The sequence below is a fragment of the Cellulomonas sp. WB94 genome (assembly GCF_003115775.1).
GTDB lineage: Bacteria > Actinomycetota > Actinomycetes > Actinomycetales > Cellulomonadaceae > Cellulomonas_A.
Map to the genome: position 1 here is coordinate 2,075,721 of NZ_QEES01000002.1, position 17,867 is coordinate 2,093,587.

15 protein-coding genes are annotated in these 17,867 nt (G+C 71.9%); all 15 read left to right on the forward strand.

The features are described 5' to 3' along the window. Positions 1 to 13: 13 nt before the first annotated feature. The 15 genes from DDP54_RS10750 (at position 14) to DDP54_RS10820 (ending at position 17,867) form a co-directional block, all read left to right on the forward strand. A complete protein-coding gene (locus DDP54_RS10750; protein WP_197711371.1) occupies positions 14 to 784 on the forward strand; it encodes a flagellar biosynthetic protein FliR in 771 nt (256 codons plus the stop codon). Next, positions 781 to 1,941: an EscU/YscU/HrcU family type III secretion system export apparatus switch protein gene (locus tag DDP54_RS10755; RefSeq protein ID WP_242448341.1), complete on the forward strand. Its 1,161-nt coding sequence runs from the start codon at positions 781 to 783 to the stop codon at positions 1,939 to 1,941. The genes DDP54_RS10750 and DDP54_RS10755 overlap by 4 nt, the downstream gene beginning before the upstream one ends. After that, the gene (locus DDP54_RS10760) at positions 1,938 to 3,995 is read left to right on the forward strand and encodes a flagellar biosynthesis protein FlhA (protein ID WP_109131733.1); all 2,058 of its coding nucleotides are present in this window, start codon (positions 1,938 to 1,940) and stop codon (positions 3,993 to 3,995) included. Before DDP54_RS10755 ends, DDP54_RS10760 begins: the two co-directional genes overlap by 4 nt. Beyond that, positions 3,973 to 5,112: a hypothetical protein gene (locus tag DDP54_RS10765; RefSeq protein WP_146192413.1), complete on the forward strand. Its 1,140-nt coding sequence runs from the start codon at positions 3,973 to 3,975 to the stop codon at positions 5,110 to 5,112. The genes DDP54_RS10760 and DDP54_RS10765 overlap by 23 nt, the downstream gene beginning before the upstream one ends. A 57-nt stretch (positions 5,113 to 5,169) precedes the next feature. Beyond that, positions 5,170 to 5,448: a carbon storage regulator CsrA gene (gene csrA / locus DDP54_RS10770; RefSeq protein WP_109131735.1), complete on the forward strand. Its 279-nt coding sequence runs from the start codon at positions 5,170 to 5,172 to the stop codon at positions 5,446 to 5,448. Between the two features lie 52 nt (positions 5,449 to 5,500). After that, positions 5,501 to 7,957 (forward strand): chemotaxis protein CheA, encoded by a 2,457-nt coding sequence (locus DDP54_RS10775; protein ID WP_242448460.1) that lies wholly within the window; start codon positions 5,501 to 5,503, stop codon positions 7,955 to 7,957. Then, positions 7,954 to 8,370 carry a chemotaxis protein CheW gene (locus DDP54_RS10780; protein ID WP_109131737.1) on the forward strand — a complete coding sequence of 139 codons (417 nt, stop codon included), beginning with the start codon at positions 7,954 to 7,956 and terminating at the stop codon, positions 8,368 to 8,370. Before DDP54_RS10775 ends, DDP54_RS10780 begins: the two co-directional genes overlap by 4 nt. 74 nt (positions 8,371 to 8,444) lie before the next feature. Continuing rightward, the gene (locus DDP54_RS10785) at positions 8,445 to 10,169 is read left to right on the forward strand and encodes a methyl-accepting chemotaxis protein (protein WP_109131738.1); all 1,725 of its coding nucleotides are present in this window, start codon (positions 8,445 to 8,447) and stop codon (positions 10,167 to 10,169) included. A 190-nt stretch (positions 10,170 to 10,359) separates the two neighbouring features. After that, positions 10,360 to 11,457: a multiple monosaccharide ABC transporter substrate-binding protein gene (gene chvE, locus DDP54_RS10790; RefSeq protein ID WP_109131739.1), complete on the forward strand. Its 1,098-nt coding sequence runs from the start codon at positions 10,360 to 10,362 to the stop codon at positions 11,455 to 11,457. Next, complete coding sequence (locus tag DDP54_RS10795) at positions 11,454 to 13,103, forward strand: methyl-accepting chemotaxis protein (protein ID WP_242448342.1); 1,650 nt, start codon at positions 11,454 to 11,456, stop codon at positions 13,101 to 13,103. The genes chvE and DDP54_RS10795 overlap by 4 nt, the downstream gene beginning before the upstream one ends. A gap of 112 nt (positions 13,104 to 13,215) precedes the next feature. Beyond that, positions 13,216 to 14,802, forward strand: a complete 1,587-nt coding sequence (locus DDP54_RS10800) for a methyl-accepting chemotaxis protein (RefSeq protein WP_109132524.1) — start codon at positions 13,216 to 13,218, stop codon at positions 14,800 to 14,802. Between the two features lie 110 nt (positions 14,803 to 14,912). Next, a complete protein-coding gene (locus tag DDP54_RS10805; RefSeq protein ID WP_242448343.1) occupies positions 14,913 to 16,133 on the forward strand; it encodes a chemotaxis response regulator protein-glutamate methylesterase in 1,221 nt (406 codons plus the stop codon). After that, complete coding sequence (locus tag DDP54_RS10810) at positions 16,130 to 17,041, forward strand: protein-glutamate O-methyltransferase CheR (RefSeq protein WP_109131740.1); 912 nt, start codon at positions 16,130 to 16,132, stop codon at positions 17,039 to 17,041. Before DDP54_RS10805 ends, DDP54_RS10810 begins: the two co-directional genes overlap by 4 nt. Then, complete coding sequence (locus tag DDP54_RS10815) at positions 17,038 to 17,421, forward strand: response regulator (protein ID WP_109131741.1); 384 nt, start codon at positions 17,038 to 17,040, stop codon at positions 17,419 to 17,421. The genes DDP54_RS10810 and DDP54_RS10815 overlap by 4 nt, the downstream gene beginning before the upstream one ends. Further along, positions 17,418 to 17,867, forward strand: a complete 450-nt coding sequence (locus tag DDP54_RS10820) for a chemotaxis protein CheX (RefSeq protein ID WP_109131742.1) — start codon at positions 17,418 to 17,420, stop codon at positions 17,865 to 17,867. Before DDP54_RS10815 ends, DDP54_RS10820 begins: the two co-directional genes overlap by 4 nt.

Genomic DNA, 17,867 nt, shown 5'->3' on the forward strand with positions numbered 1-17,867 from the left:
GCAGCCGTTGGCGATGACCCTGCCGCTGGGCTCGGTGGAGACGGCGATGCTCGCCGGGGTGCGGATCGTCGCGTTCCTCGTCATCGCGCCGCCGTTCTCGCACCGTGCGGTGCCCCGCCGGGTCCTCGCGATGCTGTCGATCGGCCTCGCGCTCGCGGTCACGCCGCGGCTGCTCGCCGGTGACCCCTCGCGCGCGGTCGCGACGACGGGCACCGCGGCGTACGTCGGGGCGCTCGTGCTCCAGGTCGTCGTCGGTGCCGGCCTCGGGTTCCTCGTGGCGATGGTGTTCGCCGCGGTGCAGTCGGCGGGCACGTTGATCGACCTGTTCGGCGGGTTCCAGATGGCGGCCGCGTTCGACCCGATGAACATGACGAGCGGCGCGCAGTTCCAGCGTCTCTACCAGCTGACCGCGGTCGTGCTGCTGTTCGCGACGAACGGCTACCAGCTCGTCATCGCCGGCCTGATCCGCACGTTCGACGCGCTGCCGCTCGGGGCGTCGCTCGACCTGAGCGTCCTCGCGCACGCGGCGGCGACCGGTGTGAGCCAGATGTTCATCGCGGCCCTCCAGATCGCCGGGCCGCTCGTGATCGTCCTCTTCCTGACCGACGTCGGCCTCGGGCTGCTGACCCGCGTGGCTCCGGCCCTCAACGCGTTCGCGCTCGGGTTCCCGCTGAAGATCTGGATGACCCTGTCGTTCGCGGCGGTCGTCTACCTCGCGATGCCGCACGTCGTCGACGGCCTCGTCACCAAGGCGGTCAGCACGGTCATGGGGGTGACGGGTTGAGCAGCGACGGTCAGGACCGGACCGAGAAGGCGACCCCGCAGCGGATGAAGGACGTCCGCAGCAAGGGGGAGCTCCAGCGCTCGCAGGACCTGTCGGCCTGGGTCGGGCTCGCCGCGGCGGCCATCGCCATCCCAGCGGTCCTTGCGGCAGCGCAGACCGCCGCGACCCACCAGCTCATGGCGGTGCGCGACGTGGCGGCCGAGCCGAGCGCTGAGGTGGCCGTGGGGGCGCTCGACGACGGCCTGGGATCCCTGCTCGGCACGCTCACCCCGATGTTCGCGCTCGTGGTCGTCGTCACGATCGTCGTGGCCGCGGCTCAGGGCGGCGTGTACCCGCGCAAGATCAAGTTCCACGGCAAGCAGCTCGCGATCTTCCCCGGCATCAAGCAGCTGTTCACGGGCCAGACGTGGTGGCAGGGCGCCAAGACGGTGATCAAGTCCGCCGTCGTCGGCCTGGTCCTCTACTCGGGCGTGCAGGCGCTCGTGCCGCTGCTCGCGAGCACGGGCCGGCTGTCGTTGGCGCAGCTGCTCGGTGCCGCCGCCGGCGGGACGACGTCCCTCCTGCGGACGGGCATCGCTGCGGGCATCGGTCTCGGGATCCTCGACGTCGTCGTCGTGCTGCGTCGCAACCGCAAGCGGACCCGCATGACGCTGCGCGAGGTCAAGGACGAGAACAAGCGCTCCGAGGGAGACCCGATGCTCAAGGGCGCGATCCGTTCCAAGCAGATGGCGATGAGCCGCAACCGCATGATGGCCGCCGTCGCGACCGCCGACGTCGTCCTCGTCAACCCGACCCACGTCGCCGTGGCGCTGCGCTACGAGCCGGGCACCGGCGCGCCGCGGGTCGTCGCGAAGGGGTCGGGCGCCGTCGCGGCCCGCATCCGGCTCGAGGCCGCCGAGAAGCGCGTCCCGATGGTCGAGGACGTCCCGCTCGCCCGGGCGCTGAACAGCGCGTGCGACCTGGGCGACGAGGTCCCGCAGTACCTGTACACCGCGGTGGCCCGGATCTTGGCGTTCGTCATGGCCCTGCGCCGGCGCGGTTCGGCGCTCGGCCAGCACCGCCTGCCGACCGGTCCGACCGAGCTCCCTCCGGAGGCCAGCGACCCCGACGTCCGCCGCCGCAGAACCCCTGTCCGTACCAGGAAGGTCCCGTCGTGAAGAACCGGTCAGTCGCGCAGTTCGCTGTGCCCGTCGGAGTCGTGGGGATCGTCCTGCTGCTCGTCGTGCCGCTGCCCGCGGCACTGCTCGACGTGCTCATCGCGCTCAACATCACCGCGTCGCTCGTCATCCTGCTGACCAGCATGTACGTCAGGCGCCCGCTCGACTTCTCGGTGTTCCCGTCGCTGATCCTCGTCTTCACGCTGTTCCGGCTCGGGCTCAACGTGGCCAGCACGCGGCTCGTGCTGCGCGACGGGTACGCGGGTCAGGTCATCGACGCGTTCGGCCACTTCGTCGTCGGCGGCTCGCTCGTCATCGGGCTCGTGATCTTCATGATCCTGGTGGTCATCCAGTTCGTCGTGATCACGAACGGTGCCGGGCGCGTCGCCGAGGTCGGTGCGCGGTTCACCCTCGACGCGATGCCCGGCAAGCAGATGGCCATCGACGCCGACCTCAACTCGGGCCTCATCGACGACGACCAGGCCCGGCAGCGCCGCGCCGACGTCGCCGCCGAGGCCGACTTCTACGGCGCGATGGACGGCGGGTCGAAGTTCGTCAAGGGCGACGCCGTCGCGGGCATCATCATCACCGTCATCAACCTCATCGGCGGGTTCGTCATCGGGATGGTGCAGATGGGCATGAGCGCCGGGGACGCCCTCCAGCGCTTCAGCCTCCTGACCATCGGCGACGGTCTCGTCACCCAGATCCCGGCCCTCCTGCTCTCGGTGTCGACCGGCATCGTCGTCACGCGCGCGTCGGCCGAGGGCGACATGGGCACCGCGGCGGCCAAGCAGCTCCTGCAGAGCCGGTCGGCGCTGATCATCTCGGGCATCGGGGCGATCGCCCTCGCGCTCCTGCCGGGCATGCCGAAGCTACCGTTCATCCTGGTCGGCGGCGGGCTGCTGATCGTCGCGCAGCGCATCAAGTCGTCCGACGCGCGCGACGCGCTCGAGGTCGAGTCGAGGAGCGTCGCGGAGACCGCCGCGCCGTCCCCGGACAGCCCCGAGCAGCTCATCGAGCAGATGAGGGTGCACACCCTCGAGATCCTCCTGGCGCCCGACCTGGTCGACCTCGTCGGCTCGGGGCCCGAGCAGGACCTGCTCGTCCGCGTGCGCGCGCTGCGCCGCAAGGTCGCGATGGACCTGGGGATCGTCGTGCCGCCCGTGCGGACCCGTGACTCGGTCGACCTGCCCCGGTCCACGTACGTCGTGCGGATCGCCGGCGTCGAGGTCGGGCGCGGCGAGGCCCCGGCCGGCCGGCTGCTCGCGCTCGGCGACGACCTCGCGAACCTGCCGGGCCAGGCCGTCGTCGAGCCGGTGTTCGGCCTGCCGGGCAAGTGGGTGCCCGCCGAGCTGCGGCACGCCGCGGAGCTTGCGGGTGCGACGGTTGTCGACCGGGTCTCGGTGCTCATCACGCACCTCGGGTCGATCATCGCGCAGAACGCTCCCCGGCTCCTGGGCCGGGAGGACGTGCGGGTCCTGACCGAGGGCGTCAAGCAGGTCAACCCGTCGGTCGTCGACGAGCTCATCCCGGGTCTCCTCACGCTCGGCGAGGTACAGCGCGTGCTGCAGGGCCTGCTCGCCGAGGAGGTCGCGATCCGGGACCTCTCGCGGATCTACGAGGCCCTCACGCTGCGCGCCAAGGTCAGCACCGAGCCCGAGCGGCTCGTCGAGGCCGCCCGGATGGCGCTCGGCCCCGCCCTGACCGCGCAGTACGCGCACGACGGGACGCTGCGGGTCGTCACGCTCGACCCGACGCTCGAGCAGTCGTTCGTCGAGCAGCTGCGTCCCACCGAGACCGGCACCCAGCTGCTCGTCGACCCGGTGCGGCTCGACGCGGTCCTCGACCAGCTGCGTGCCTCCGTGAGCCGGGGCGAGGCGTCGGGGCAGCCCGTCGTGCTCGTGTGCGCACCGGCGCTGCGTCCCGCGCTGCACCGGCTCGTGGCGATGGCGCTGCCGCGCACGGCGGTGCTGTCGTACGGCGAGGTCACCGGTGGCGGCGTCCAGATCGAGTCCGTGGGGGTGGTGACGGGTGTCCACGCGATTGCTGCTTGAGGGTGGCGACCTCGCCGAGCTCATGGTCCACGTGCGGGCCGAGTTCGGTCCCACGGCGCGCATCATCCGGGCCGACCGCGTGCGGTCGGGCGGGCTCGTGGGCTTCTTCGCCCGGGAGCGCTACGAGCTGACGGTCGACGTGCCGGATGAACCCCTCGCGCGGCCCCGGGCGACGCGCCTCCCCGTGCCCGCCGCCGCGGGGCCCGTCGGGATCGATGCGCTGCTCGCGGCCGTGGAGGCCGCCGAGGCGCGCCACCAGATCGGCGCCGCGGGTTCGACGCCCGGCCCCGACGCCGGCTCACCTCTCGTCTCGACGGGCGCTGACGCGTTCGCGTCCGTCCTCGAGCAGGTCCGTGCCATGACGGGCGCCCAAGGTCTGACCGCCGACGTCGAGGTCCCGGCCCCGCCGGCGAGGGTGTTCGAGCCGATGGTCCCCGTGCAGGTCGAGGTGCCGGTCGCAGCGCCGGCGGGCACGACCCGGTCCGCGCTCCTCGACCTCGGGGTGCCGGAGCGGATGCTCGCAGGCATCGCCGAGGCCGCCCCGTTGTCGGTGCTGCTCGCGAACGTTCCGGCGGCGCCCGACCTGCCGCGGACCCCGGGTTCCGTCGTGGTGGTCGTCGGTGCGGGTCGGGAGGCCGCGGCGGTCGGCGCCCAGGTCGTGGAGCGCCTGCGCCTGGCCCCGACGTCGCTCGTGGTCGCGGGGGAGGGGGAGCCGTCCACCGGACGGGTCCGGCGCCTCACCGACACCGCGGCCGCGGCCCGCTGGCGGGTCATGCCCGACGGCGGCCAGATCCGGGTCGTGGCCCTCGCGGTCGGTCCCGACCCGCGGGACCGGGCCGTGGCGGCCGAGCTGCTCGCAGCGCTCGACCCGGACCAGGTGTGGGGGGTCGTCGATGCACGCACCAAGACGCGCGACTGCGCACGCTGGCTGACCGAGGTGGGGGAGCGGCGTCGGGTCGACGCGCTCGCGGTCCGCGGCCTGTTCGAGACCACGCAGCCGGGCACGGTTCTCGACCTCGGCGTCCCGGTCGCCTGGTTCGACGGGATCCCGGCCACGGGCGTCGCCTGGGCCGCCGCGCTGAGCCAGCACCTGCAGCCTGGCGTCCGCTGGGACTGACCTGCGCGTCCCGCGCCGGGTCACGTCGTCGCCCGGATCGACGGGTAGGGTCGGGGAATGCTGGTCCTGAGCCGTCGAGTGGGCGAACGCCTCATGATCGGCGACGACATCGTCGTCACCGTCATCGAGGTGCGCGGCGACGGTGTGCGCCTGGGGATCGACGCCCCCCGCGAGGTGCGGGTGCACCGCGCCGAGGTCCTCGAGGCCGTCCGGGCGGCCAACGTCGCAGCGAGCGCGGTCGACGACGACGCGGTCGCCCAGCTGCGGAGCCTGATCCCGTCGACTCCTCAGCCCCCCGAATCCCTCACGCGGGAGACCCAGCCGCCGATCGGCTGAGTGCTCGCCCCGGGACCGCCGGCGCGGGCCCTGGGAGGCACGCGTGGAGGACATGGACGAGATCGTCCGCGAGTTCTTGGTCGAGAGTCACGAGAACCTCGACCAGCTCGACCAGGACCTGGTCGCGCTCGAGAGCACCCCCGGGTCGCGCGAGCTGCTGAGCAGCATCTTCAGGACGATCCACACGATCAAGGGCACGAGCGGCTTCCTCGCGTTCTCGCGCCTCGAGCAGGTGACGCACGTGGGTGAGAGCCTGCTGGTCGACCTGCGCGACGGGCGTCGCTCGATGGACCAGTCGACGACCGACGTGCTGCTGCGCCTCGTCGACATCGTGCGCGACATCCTCGCGGCGATCGACCTCGACGGCACCGAGGGCGAGGTCGTCGTCGACGAGGTCATGGCGGCGATCGTCCGGGTGCAGGAGCAGGTGCCCGGCGAGGTCGCCGTCGAACCCGCAGTCACGCCGGCACCCGTTGCCGAGGTCCCGGCCCAGCGGTCGGCCACCCCATCCACCACGCCCGCGCCGGTCGCGACCGAGGTCTCTGCTGAGCCCGTCGACGCCGCCGAGCCCGAGCTCGACGACGAGCCCGAGGTCGAACCCGTGCCTGAACCAGTCGCGCCGAAGGCGGCCTCCGCCACGAAGGTGCAGAGCGCTGCTGCCGTGGTGCCGTCTCCGCGGGCTTCCGAACCAGCCGCCGCTCCCGCCCCGGCAGCCGCCGCCGCACCCGAGGAGGCCGCGGCCCCCCGCACGAGCGCCGACTCCTCGATCCGCGTCGACGTCGGCCTGCTGGACGCACTCATGCGTCAGGTCGGCGAGCTCGTCCTCGCGCGCAACCAGATCAGCCTGCTCGCCTCCGGGGCCGACGACGTCGAGCTCTCGCGCAGCGCGCAGCGCCTGAACCTCATCGCCGGTGAGCTGCAGGAGGGGGTCATGAAGACCCGCATGCAGCCCATCGACCACGTCTGGTCGAAGATGCCGCGCGTCGTGCGCGACCTGTCGGCCCAGTGCGAGCGTGAGGTCGCCCTCGAGATGATCGGCGGCGACACCGAGCTCGACCGCGGTCTGCTCGAGGCCGTGAAGGACCCGCTGACCCACCTCGTGCGCAACGCCGTCGACCACGGCATCGAGCCGCCCGCCGAGCGCGTCGCGGCTGGCAAGCCCGCCAAGGGCGTGCTCACGCTCCGCGCGTTCCACGAGGGTGGCCAGGTCGTCGTCGAGGTGGCTGACGACGGCCGCGGGATCGACGACGAGAAGGTCGCGGCCAAGGCCCTGCAGCGGGGCCTGCGCACCGCCGACGAGCTCGCCGCGATGGGCCCGTCGGAGATCGTCCAGCTGCTGTTCCTGCCCGGCTTCTCGCTCGCCGACACGGTCACCAACGTGTCGGGCCGCGGTGTCGGGATGGACGTCGTCCGGACCAAGATCGAGGCGATCGGCGGGACCGTCGACGTCGAGACGGCCGTCGGCCAGGGTACGGCCTGGCGGCTGCGCATCCCGCTGACGCTCGCGATCATGCCCGCCCTGACCGTCGAGTGCGCGGGCGACCTGTACGCGGTGCCGCAGGTCAACCTGCTCGAGCTCGTCGCGCTCGACGCGCAGCGCACCGACTCCGCGATCGAGTACGTGCAGGCCGCGCCCGTCTACCGGCTCCGCGGCGAGCTGCTCCCGCTCGTGTCGCTCGCGGCGGTGCTGCGGGTCGACGGACCGTTCGGGGCGGCGGCCGTCGCCGGCGGCCCGGCGCGATCGGGCAACCAGGTCATCGCCGTCGTGCAGGCGGACCAGCAGCGCTTCGGCCTGCTCGTCGACCGTGTCCTCAACACCGAGGAGATCGTCGTCAAGCCGCTGTCGTCGCGACTGAAGACCCTCGGGGTGTACGCGGGCGCCACGGTGCTCGGGGACGGTCGGGTCGCGCTCATCCTCGACGTGCAGACGATCTCGCGGCGTGCGCTCACGAGCGACGTCGACCTGCGCCGTGCCCGCGCCGCCGCCGAGGTCACCAAGACCGTTGCGCTCGAGCAGGTGCTCGTCGTCGGCATCGGCGGCGACCGCAGGGTCGCCATGCCGCTCGCCTCGGTCGCGCGGCTCGAGCACGTCCGACTCTCCGAGGTCGAGCTCGTCGGCGGTCGTGAGGTGGTGCAGTACCGCGGCACGATCCTTCCGCTCATCCGGCTCGACCGCCTGCTCGGCGGGTACGGGTCCATGGCGGACCAGAGCGACGAGCTGCTGCTCGTCGTGTACCTCGAGGCCGGTCGCAGCGTGGCCTTCGTCGTCGCCGAGATCCTCGACATCGTGGACGACGACGGCTCGCAGCACTCCGACATCGAGGACGCGGGCCTGGTGGGCTCGACGGTCATCGACGGGCACGTGACCGAGCTGCTCGACGTCCGCGGAGCGGTCCTCGCCGCAGACCCGGCGTTCTACGACGTGCGAGCAGACGCCTCGGCGGCCGTCCCGGACACCGGTTCCGCCGGTCCCGTCAGCCGCTACGACCTCGTGGGAGCAGTGCGATGACCCAGTACGTGACCTTTACGCTCGGCGGCGCCCTGTACGGGGTGGACGTGACGCGCGTCCAGGAGGCGCTCCGCGCGCACACCCGCACCCGGGTCCCGCTCGCCCCGGTCGACGTGGCCGGCCTGGTGAACCTGCGCGGCCAGGTCGTCCTGACGATCGACCTGCGCCCGCGCCTCGGGGTGCCGCCGCTCGAGGCGGACGCCGAGCCGATGATGGTCGTCGTCCAGGTCGACGGGGAGCCTGTGAGCCTCCTGGTCGACGAGATCGGCGACGTCGTCGAGGTCGGCCCGGAGCGGTTCGAGGTGCCGCCCGACACGCTCGACGTCGGGCTGCGCCGGCTCATCACCGGCGCCTACAAGCTCGACTCGTCGCTCCTGCTCATCCTCGACGTCGACCAGGCCGTCGCGGCCTGACCTCCGCTCCTCAGCTCGACCCCGCCACCGACCCTGGCGGGTGTGCAGCGCCGCACCGAACCGGGAGAAAGCCCATGACTGCCACCGTGATCCTGCCCACGACCGCGTCCGACGCCCGGGGGCGTGCGCCGGAGTTGGCAGTGCGGCCCGTGCGCCCGACGGCCGGGCGCCCGGCGCCCGCCGACGGCCCCTCGGCCGCGCGGCGCACAGGCTCGGCCCTCGCCAACCTCAAGGTCGGCACGAAGATCATCGGGGTCATCCTCCTGCTGGCCGTCGTCGCGATCGCGTCCGGCGCCTACGCGGTCACGGAGCTGCGTGCGCTCGCGGCCCAGACCGAGAGCCTGTCGGTGATCCAGGAGCAGCTCGTCCACAACCGCGGCACCGTCCACCAGGACCAGCTGAAGGCGCGGATGATCGCCGCCCAGATCGCCGCGGTGCAGACCACCGAGGCGAAGGACACCTGGGTCGGGAAGCAGAAGGACAACGACGCCGAGCTCGAGGCAGCGGCGCAGGCGTACGAGTCCGCGATGGGCGGCGCCGCGGTGACCCAGGACTGGAAGGACTTCCGGGCCAACTACACGAAGTGGCTGAAGTTCCGCGACGCCCAGCTCGTCCCTGCGGGCATCGCGGGTGACGGTGCGTACTACGAGCAGCTGATGGCCAAGTCGAGCCAGCCGCTCATCGACGTCTACGTCGCGAACCTCGACAACGTCGAGACGACGACGACCGCCTACTTCAACTCGACGGCCAGCGACGCCCATGACCGCGCCGGCCTGGCCGTCGTGATCCTTGTCGTGAGCCTCGCGGTCGCACTCCTCCTTGTCCTCCTGCTCGGGTTCCGGATCTCGTCGTCGATCCGGCGCGGGGTCGGGGCGGTGCAGCGCTCGCTGGAGGCGATGGCCGACGGCGACTTCACGCTGGCTGCCGACGTCACGACGCAGGACGAGATCGGCCAGATGGCCCGTTCGCTCGAGAAGGCGCAGACGTCGGTCCGCTCGACCCTCGCCCAGGTCGTCGGGACGGCCGAGGCCGTGGCGGCTGCCGCCGAGGAGATGTCCGCGGCGAGCTCGCAGGTGTCGGCGGGGTCGGCGGAGACGAGTGTGCAGGCGGGGGTGGTGGCGGCTGCTGCGGAGCAGGTGAGCCGGAATGTGCAGACGGTGGCGGCGGGGGCGGAGCAGATGGGTGCGTCGATCCGGGAGATCGCGCAGAACGCGAATGAGGCGGCGAAGGTCGCGAATCAGGCGACGGGGGTGGCGGCGGCGACGAATGTGACGGTGCTGAAGCTGGGGACGTCGTCGCAGGAGATCGGGAACGTGGTGAAGGTGATCACGGGGATCGCGGCGCAGACGAACTTGTTGGCGTTGAACGCGACGATCGAGGCGGCGCGGGCGGGGGAGGCCGGGAAGGGGTTCGCGGTGGTGGCGGGGGAGGTCAAGGAGCTGGCGTCGGAGACGGCGCGGGCGACGGAGGACATCGCGCGGCGGGTGGAGGCGATCCAGGTGGACACGGCGGGGGCGGTGGCGGCGATCGGGCAGATCTCGGCGATCATCGCGTCGATCAACGACTACCAGCTGACGATTGCCAGTGCGGTGGAGGAGCAGACGGCCACGACGAACGAGATGTCTCGGGGGGTGCAGGAGGCGGCGATGGGGTCCAGTGAGATCGCGTCGAACATCACCGGCGTCGCCACGTCCGCGGACGCGTCCGCGCACGTGCTGGGGCAGATGGGCGACGCCGTCGCCGAGCTCGCCCAGCTCTCCGCCGACCTGCGTGCGAAGGTCGCGGCGTTCACGTACTGAGCACCTCGCAGCACGCCCTCAGCACGTCCCGAGAACCCGGGGAGCCTCGCCGCTCCCCGGGTTCTCGCTTGCCGGTAAGGGTTCAAACCCCGGGCGCGCTGCCGATCGGAGAGGTGGAAGCACCCCGACCCCTCATCGCTCTGCGCTGTCCCGCTGCGCGCAGGCCGGGTCCCGACACGAAGGCCGACACATGAGACGCGCACGGATCGGTGCCGCTGCTGCGGCGTTGCTGGTGGCCGCGGCCGCCCTGGCGGGGTGCGCCTCGGGCGCCACCGCGACGAAGCAGATCGTCGGCGTCGCGATGCCGACGACGACGTCGGACCGTTGGGTCAACGACGGCAAGAACGTCGCTGCCCAGCTCCGGGCCCTCGGCCGCACGGTCGACCTGAAGTACGCCGAGGACGACGTGCCGACCCAGGTCGCCCAGATCCAGGCGATGATCGACGAGGGCGCAGGTGCGCTGGTCGTCGGTGCGATCGACGGGACGGCCCTGAAGGACGTCCTCGCGAAGGCGGCCGCCGCCAACATCCCGGTGGTCTCCTACGACCGGCTGATCCGCGACACCCCCGACATCGCGTACTACGCGACGTTCGACAACGCGCTGGTCGGCGCCCAGCAGGCCGACTCTCTGCTCGAGGGCCTCGGTGTCCTCGACGCCAAGGGTGCCGACACGCACGTCACCGGTCCTTTCTTGATCGAGCTGATCGCGGGGTCGCCGGACGACAACAACGCGACGGTGTTCTTCCAGGGCGCCATGAAGGTCCTCCAGCCCTACCTCGACGCCGGGGTGCTCGTCGTGGGCTCGGGACAGACCGACTTCGCGACCATCGCGACCCCGAAGTGGAACGGCGACACCGCCGCGCAGCGACTCGGTCCGATCCTCGACACGGTCTACGCGAACAAGCGCGTCGACGCCGTCCTCGCGCCGGCCGACATCATCTCCGTGCCCGTGCTCGAGGTGCTGCGCAGCCACGGCTACGGCACGGCCGACAAGCCGTGGCCGGTCGTGACCGGGCAGGACGCCGACATCCCCGCGGTCAAGGCCCTGATCGCGGGCGAGCAGCACTCGACGATCTACAAGGACACGCGCCAGCTCGCCGAGGTCGCGGTGTCGATGGTGGAGTCCCTGCTCAAGGGCGAGGAGCCCGAGACGAACGACAACGCGTCGTACGACAACGGCGTGAAGGTCGTGCCGTCGTACCTGCTGAAGCCGCAGGTCGTGACGAAGGCCAACTACGCCGACGTCCTCGTCGGCAGCGGCTACTACACCCAGCAGGAGCTCGGATGAGCCCCCGGACGATGGAGACGAACGTGAGCACCGAGATGGCCCCCCAGCTCCGACCGAGCCGGGCCGCATGGTTCTGGGACCGCCCGGTCGCGGTCAAGATCGGCGCGTCGCTGGCGCTCCTGGGCGTGGTGTTCGGCCTCGTCGGCGGGGTCGGTGCGATCGCGCTGCTCCGTGCCGGGCAGAACCTCGAGACCGTGCGCACGTTGACCGGTGAGCTGCAGGGCTCGATGGCCAAGCTGCGGGCCGTGCAGACGCAGAGCCACCTGCTGGTGCACCGGGCCGTGGAGGCAACGGATGCCAGCACCCGCGAGCAGCTGCTCACCTCGGCGCAGTGGAACGACCGGACCGCGGCGCGGATGATCGAGCAGGTCTCGTCCTACCCGGAGTCGAAGACCCAGCAGTGGTCGGACTTCGTGACGCGCTGGGACGCGTGGATCGCCTACCGGGACGCGACGCTCGCACCACTCGTCGCCGCGGGTGACGTGGCCGGGCTCTCGGCAGCCCTGAACGCCTCCGTCGCGGGCGACCCGGACAACACCGGTCGGGCGCTCAGCCTTGCGGACGGCCAGATCCAGTTCAAGGTGCAGGCCGTCATGGACCGGGCATCCGGGGAGATCCGGAGCACGGTCATGGCTCTCGCGATCGCGTTCGTCATCGGGACCGTCGCAGCGAGCGCACTCGCCAGCACGGTGACCCGCCGGATCACCAGCGGGCTGCGGGCGGTCAGCACGACGCTCGACGCGATGGCCGGTGGCGACCTGACGGTGCCGACCGACGTCCAGAGCGGCGACGAGCTGGGCCAGATGGCGCGCTCGCTCTCGACCGCGCAGACGTCGCTGCGGTCGACGATGTCGGGCGTCATCGAGACGGCCGGGACGGTCGCTGCGGCAGCCGAGCAGCTCTCGGCGTCGTCGGCGCAGGTGTCGGCGGGGTCGGCGGAGACGAGTGTGCAGGCGGGGGTGGTGGCGGCTGCGGCGGAGCAGGTGAGCCGGAATGTGCAGACGGTGGCGGCGGGGGCGGAGCAGATGGGTGCGTCGATCCGGGAGATCGCGCAGAACGCGAATGAGGCGGCGAAGGTCGCGAATCAGGCGACGGGGGTGGCGGCGGCGACGAATGTGACGGTGATGAAGCTGGGGACGTCGTCTCAGGAGATCGGGAACGTGGTGAAGGTGATCACGGGGATCGCGGCGCAGACGAACTTGTTGGCGTTGAACGCGACGATCGAGGCGGCGCGGGCGGGGGAGGCCGGGAAGGGGTTCGCGGTGGTGGCGGGGGAGGTCAAGGAGCTGGCGTCGGAGACGGCGCGGGCGACGGAGGACATCGCGCGGCGGGTGGAGGCGATCCAGGTGGACACGGCGGGGGCGGTGGCGGCGATCGGGCAGATCTCGGCGATCATCGCGTCGATCAACGACTACCAGCTGACGATTGCCAGTGCGGTGGAGGAGCAGACGGCCACGACGAACGAGATGTCTCGGGGGGTGCAGGAGGCCGCGATGGGGTCCAGTGAGATCGCGTCGAACATCACCGGGGTCGCCACCTCCGCGGACGCCTCCGCGCACGTGCTGGGTCAGATGGGCGACTCGGTGACCGAGCTCGCCCGCCTCTCCGCCGACCTCCGCACCCGCGTGGAGACCTTCACCTACTGATCCTGCTCAATCCTGGCGCGCGTCGCCGATGAGGAGGCCGCCACCGTCACCACCGTCTAGAGGAGCTTTCGCCGTGAGTGCAGCAGCTGTCCCGAGCACCCAGCACGCATCGATGCTGGGCCGGTTCTCGGTCCGCGCGAAGATCGTCGGGCTCCTGGTCGTGTTCGTGGTGTTCTCCTCGGGGCTGGGCGCCTTCGCGACAGTCTCGATGAGCTCGATGAAGTCCTCGACCGCAGAGATGGCCACGGATCAGGCGGCGGTGACGACGAGCCTCGCCACGCTGAAGGATGCGCTGTGGGGCGTCCGCATGGGCGTGACCCTGGTCGGGACGTATGACTCGGCCCGCAAGCAGCGACAGGCCGACAGCCTCGCGAAGGCCTACACGACGTACCAGACCGCGTCGGACGCGTTCGCGGCGACGTACACCGAGGCGTACGGCGCCCTGCCCGCGAGCTGGGACACCTTCGCGGCCTCGCTGGCGGACTACCGGACGGTCGTCGACGGAGACCTCATGACCGCCGCCCTGGCGGACGACCGGCAGGCGTTCCTCGACATCCGCGACGCAGGTGCCGCCAAGGCGGGTGGCGTGATGGTCACCGACCTCACGGCGCTGACGACTGATGTCACGGCTGCCTCCGAGATCGATGCACGCCGGGTCGCGGACGAGTCCGCGCGTGCCGCGGTGCTCACGGTGGCGATCCTGATCGTCGGGGTCGTCCTGGCCTCGGTCCTCGGGATGGCGATCGCCAACGGGATCCGGCGCTCGGTCGTCTCGGTGAAGCGCGCGGTGGACGCGATGGCGACAGGTGACCTGACCGTGCGGCCCGACGTCCGGTCCGCCGACGAGATCGGCCAGATGGCGGCGGCGCTGGTCACCGCGCAGGACAACATGCGTGACCTGATCGCTGGGGTCGTGGAGACGGCGGGCACGGTCGCCGCCGCGTCGGAGGAGCTGTCGGCGTCGTCGGCGCAGGTGTCGGCGGGGTCGGCGGAGACGAGTGTGCAGGCGGGGGTGGTGGCGGCTGCGGCGGAGCAGGTGAGCCGGAATGTGCAGACGGTGGCGGCGGGGGCGGAGCAGATGGGTGCGTCGATCCGGGAGATCGCGCAGAACGCGAATGAGGCGGCGAAGGTCGCGAATCAGGCGACGGGGGTGGCGGCGGCGACGAATGTGACGGTGATGAAGCTGGGGACGTCGTCTCAGGAGATCGGGAACGTGGTGAAGGTGATCACGGGGATCGCGGCGCAGACGAACTTGTTGGCGTTGAACGCGACGATCGAGGCGGCGCGGGCGGGGGAGGCCGGGAAGGGGTTCGCGGTGGTGGCGGGGGAGGTCAAGGAGCTGGCGTCGGAGACGGCGCGGGCGACGGAGGACATCGCGCGGCGGGTGGAGGCGATCCAGGTGGACACGGCGGGGGCGGTGGCGGCGATCGGGCAGATCTCGGCGATCATCGCGTCGATCAACGACTACCAGCTGACGATTGCCAGTGCGGTGGAGGAGCAGACGGCCACGACGAACGAGATGTCTCGGGGGGTGCAGGAGGCGGCGATGGGGTCCAGTGAGATCGCGTCGAACATCACCGGCGTCGCCACCTCCGCGGACGCCTCGGCGCACGTGCTGGGTCAGATGGGCGACTCGGTGACCGAGCTCGCCCGCCTCTCCGCCGACCTCCGCACCCGCGTCGAGACCTTCACCTACTGACGCGGCGTCCACCCACGCGCGCAGTTCAGTTCAACTCGGCAGCGCCGCCGCCGATAGGCACGGCAGATCGCCACCGCACCAGAATCGCACCGCACCAGAGGAGACCAGACGTGAGCATTCGCACCACGACGCCCGGCGATGCCGGGTCGCGCGTCGGTCGGATCCGCGTCCTCGTGGTCGACGACTCCGTCGTCGTGCGCCGGCTCGTCACCGACGCGCTGTCGCAGGACCCGGCGATCGAGGTGATCGGGTCGGCCGCCAACGGACGGCTCGCGCTCACGAAGGTCGGTCAGCTCGCTCCCGACCTCGTGACGATGGACGTCGAGATGCCGGAGATGAACGGCATCGAGGCGGTCCGCGAGCTGCGGCGCGCGGGTCACCACATGCCGATCATCATGTTCTCGACCCTGACGGAGCGCGGCGCCGAGGCCACCCTCGACGCCCTCGTGGCGGGGGCCAGCGACTACGTCACGAAGCCCTCGAACACGGGCAGCGTCCAGGAGTCGCTCGCGCAGGTCGCCGGGCAGCTCCTGCCGAAGATCAAGGCCCTCGTGCCGCGCGTCCAGCCGGTCTCGGCGAGCGCGTTCCGGGCCACCCCGCCCGGCGCTGCCTCGCTGACCGGGGCGGCTCCGCGGGCGGCTGGCATCGCGCGCGTCCCCGACGGAGCGCACCGGCTCCCCGGCACGCTCCGCGCCGAGCCGGCACCGCACGCCGTCCGCGCCGTGATCCTCGGCTCGTCGACCGGTGGTCCGGAGGCACTCTCGCGCTTCGTCTCGGGCCTGTCGGCCCCGCTGCCGGTCCCGGTGCTGATCGTCCAGCACATGCCGCCGGTGTTCACGCGCCAGCTCGCCGCCCGGCTCGACCGGATGGGCCCGTCGACGGTGGTCGAGTGCGCCGGCGACGAGGAGCTCGTGCCGGGTCACGTGTACATCGCGCCGGGTGACCGCCACCTCGAGCTGCGCCGTTCGGGTGCCGGCGTGCGGACGGTCCTCACCGACTCCCCGCCGGTGAACTTCTGCCGCCCCTCGGTCGACGTCCTGTTCCGCTCCGCGGTCGGGGTGCTCGGCGGGGACCTGCTCGCGGTCGTGCTCACGGGCATGGGCGCGGACGGGCGCACGGGTTGCGAGGCCGTCGTGTCCGCGGGCGGCACCGTCGTCGTGCAGGACGAGGCGACCAGCGTCGTGTGGGGCATGCCCGGCGCGGTCGCCTCGGCCGGCCTCGCCCACCGGGTCCTGCCGATCGCCGACGTCCCGCACACCGTCGAGGCGCTCGTCCGAGGGTCGCTCGCGGCCGCGCGGACGACGTCGTCGACGGGAGGTGTGCGCCCGTGACGCTCACGACCGACTCGTTCGACTTCGTCGCCGACCTCGTACGGCGCCGCAGCGCCATCCAGCTCGACCGCGGCAAGGAGTACCTCGTCGAGAGCCGGCTCGCACCGCTCGCCCGCGAGGCCGGGATCGGCGTCGACGAGTACGTCCGCCGGGTGCGCTCGGCCCGCCGTGAGGCCGACTACGAGGACGTCGTCGAGGCGCTCACGACCAACGAGACCTCGTGGTTCCGGGACGCGGCGCCGTTCGATGCGCTGCGTACGCACGTCGTCCCCGCGTTCGCGTCCGAGCGCGGCCGGATCGACCGGCTGCGCCTGTGGTCGGCGGCCTGCTCGACCGGCCAGGAGGCGTACTCCATCGTCATGACGCTCACCGACGTCCTGCCCGGCACGCCGGTCGAGGTCCTCGCCACGGACCTCTCGACCCAGGTGCTCGAGCGCGGTCGCGCCGGCCGGTACTCGCAGCTCGAGGTGAACCGGGGCCTTCCCGCGGCGATGCTCGTCCGTCACCTCCAGCGCGCAGGCGCCGAGTGGAAGGTGTCCGACGCCCTCCAGCGGGCCGTCACGTTCGCCCGGCACAACCTGCTCGACGCCGCTCCGGCCGGTGCCCCGTTCGACGTCGTGTTCCTTCGAAACGTCCTCATCTACTTCGACCTCCCGACCAAGCGGGCGATCCTCGCGCGGGTCCGCCGGGTGCTGCGCCCCGACGGGTTCCTGATCCTCGGTGCAGCGGAGTCGACGCTCGGGGTCGACGACGCGTGGGACCGCATCCCGGTCGCGCGCGGGTCGGTATACCGGCCCGTGTCCCGGGTCTCGCCCTCGCAGACGACCCCGTTCGTCCACTCGGGCGCGATTCCCGTGGCCGGCACGTCCGCCTTCCCGATCATCCCCCGCCAAGGAGCACACCGATGAAGGCGCTCGTCATCGACGACTCGCGCACGATGCGCCGGATCGTCGGCGCCCTGCTGGAGCCGCTCGGCTTCGAGGTCCACCAGGCCGGCGACGGCCAGGAGGCGCTCGACCTGCTCGACGACGGCCTCGAGGTCGACCTGGCCTGCATCGACTGGAACATGCCGGTCATGGACGGCCTCGAGTTCGTGACCCGTGTCCGGTCGAACCCCGACCGCCGCCAGATCACTCTCATGATGGTGACGACCGAGAGCGAGACCGGGCAGATCGTCCGCGCCCTGGCCGCCGGGGCGCACGAGTACCTGATCAAGCCGTTCACCCCCGACAGCATCCGCGACAAGCTGGAGCTGCTCGGCCTTGTCGGGAGCGAGGAGCTCGTATGAGCGACACTGCCGTTGACCAGATGTACGCCATCGCCGAGCAGGTGTTCTCGGCGATGATCGACGGCGACGTCGGCCCGCTTCAGCCGTGGCTGGGCGACGTGCCGGCGGTCGTGGACCCGATCGTGGGATGGGTCGACGCGCACGGCGGCTGGACGGGCCGTGCGGCGCTGACGACCTCGCGCCCCGTGGCGTACGACCTCACGCGCGCCCTGCTGCACATGGCTCCGCACGAGGAGGTCGGCGTCGAGGACCTCGTCGACGCGTACGGCGAGCTCGTCAACGTCGTCGGCGGCAACTTCAAGGCGCTGCTGCCCACGTCGGGCACGCTCGGGCTGCCGAGAGTCGCGGACACGCTGCCCGAGGTCCTCGGGGCGGTGCCCATGGAAGGTCTGAACCTCGCGTGGCGAGGCCACCTCATCGTCGTGTCCATCTGGATGTTCGGGTAG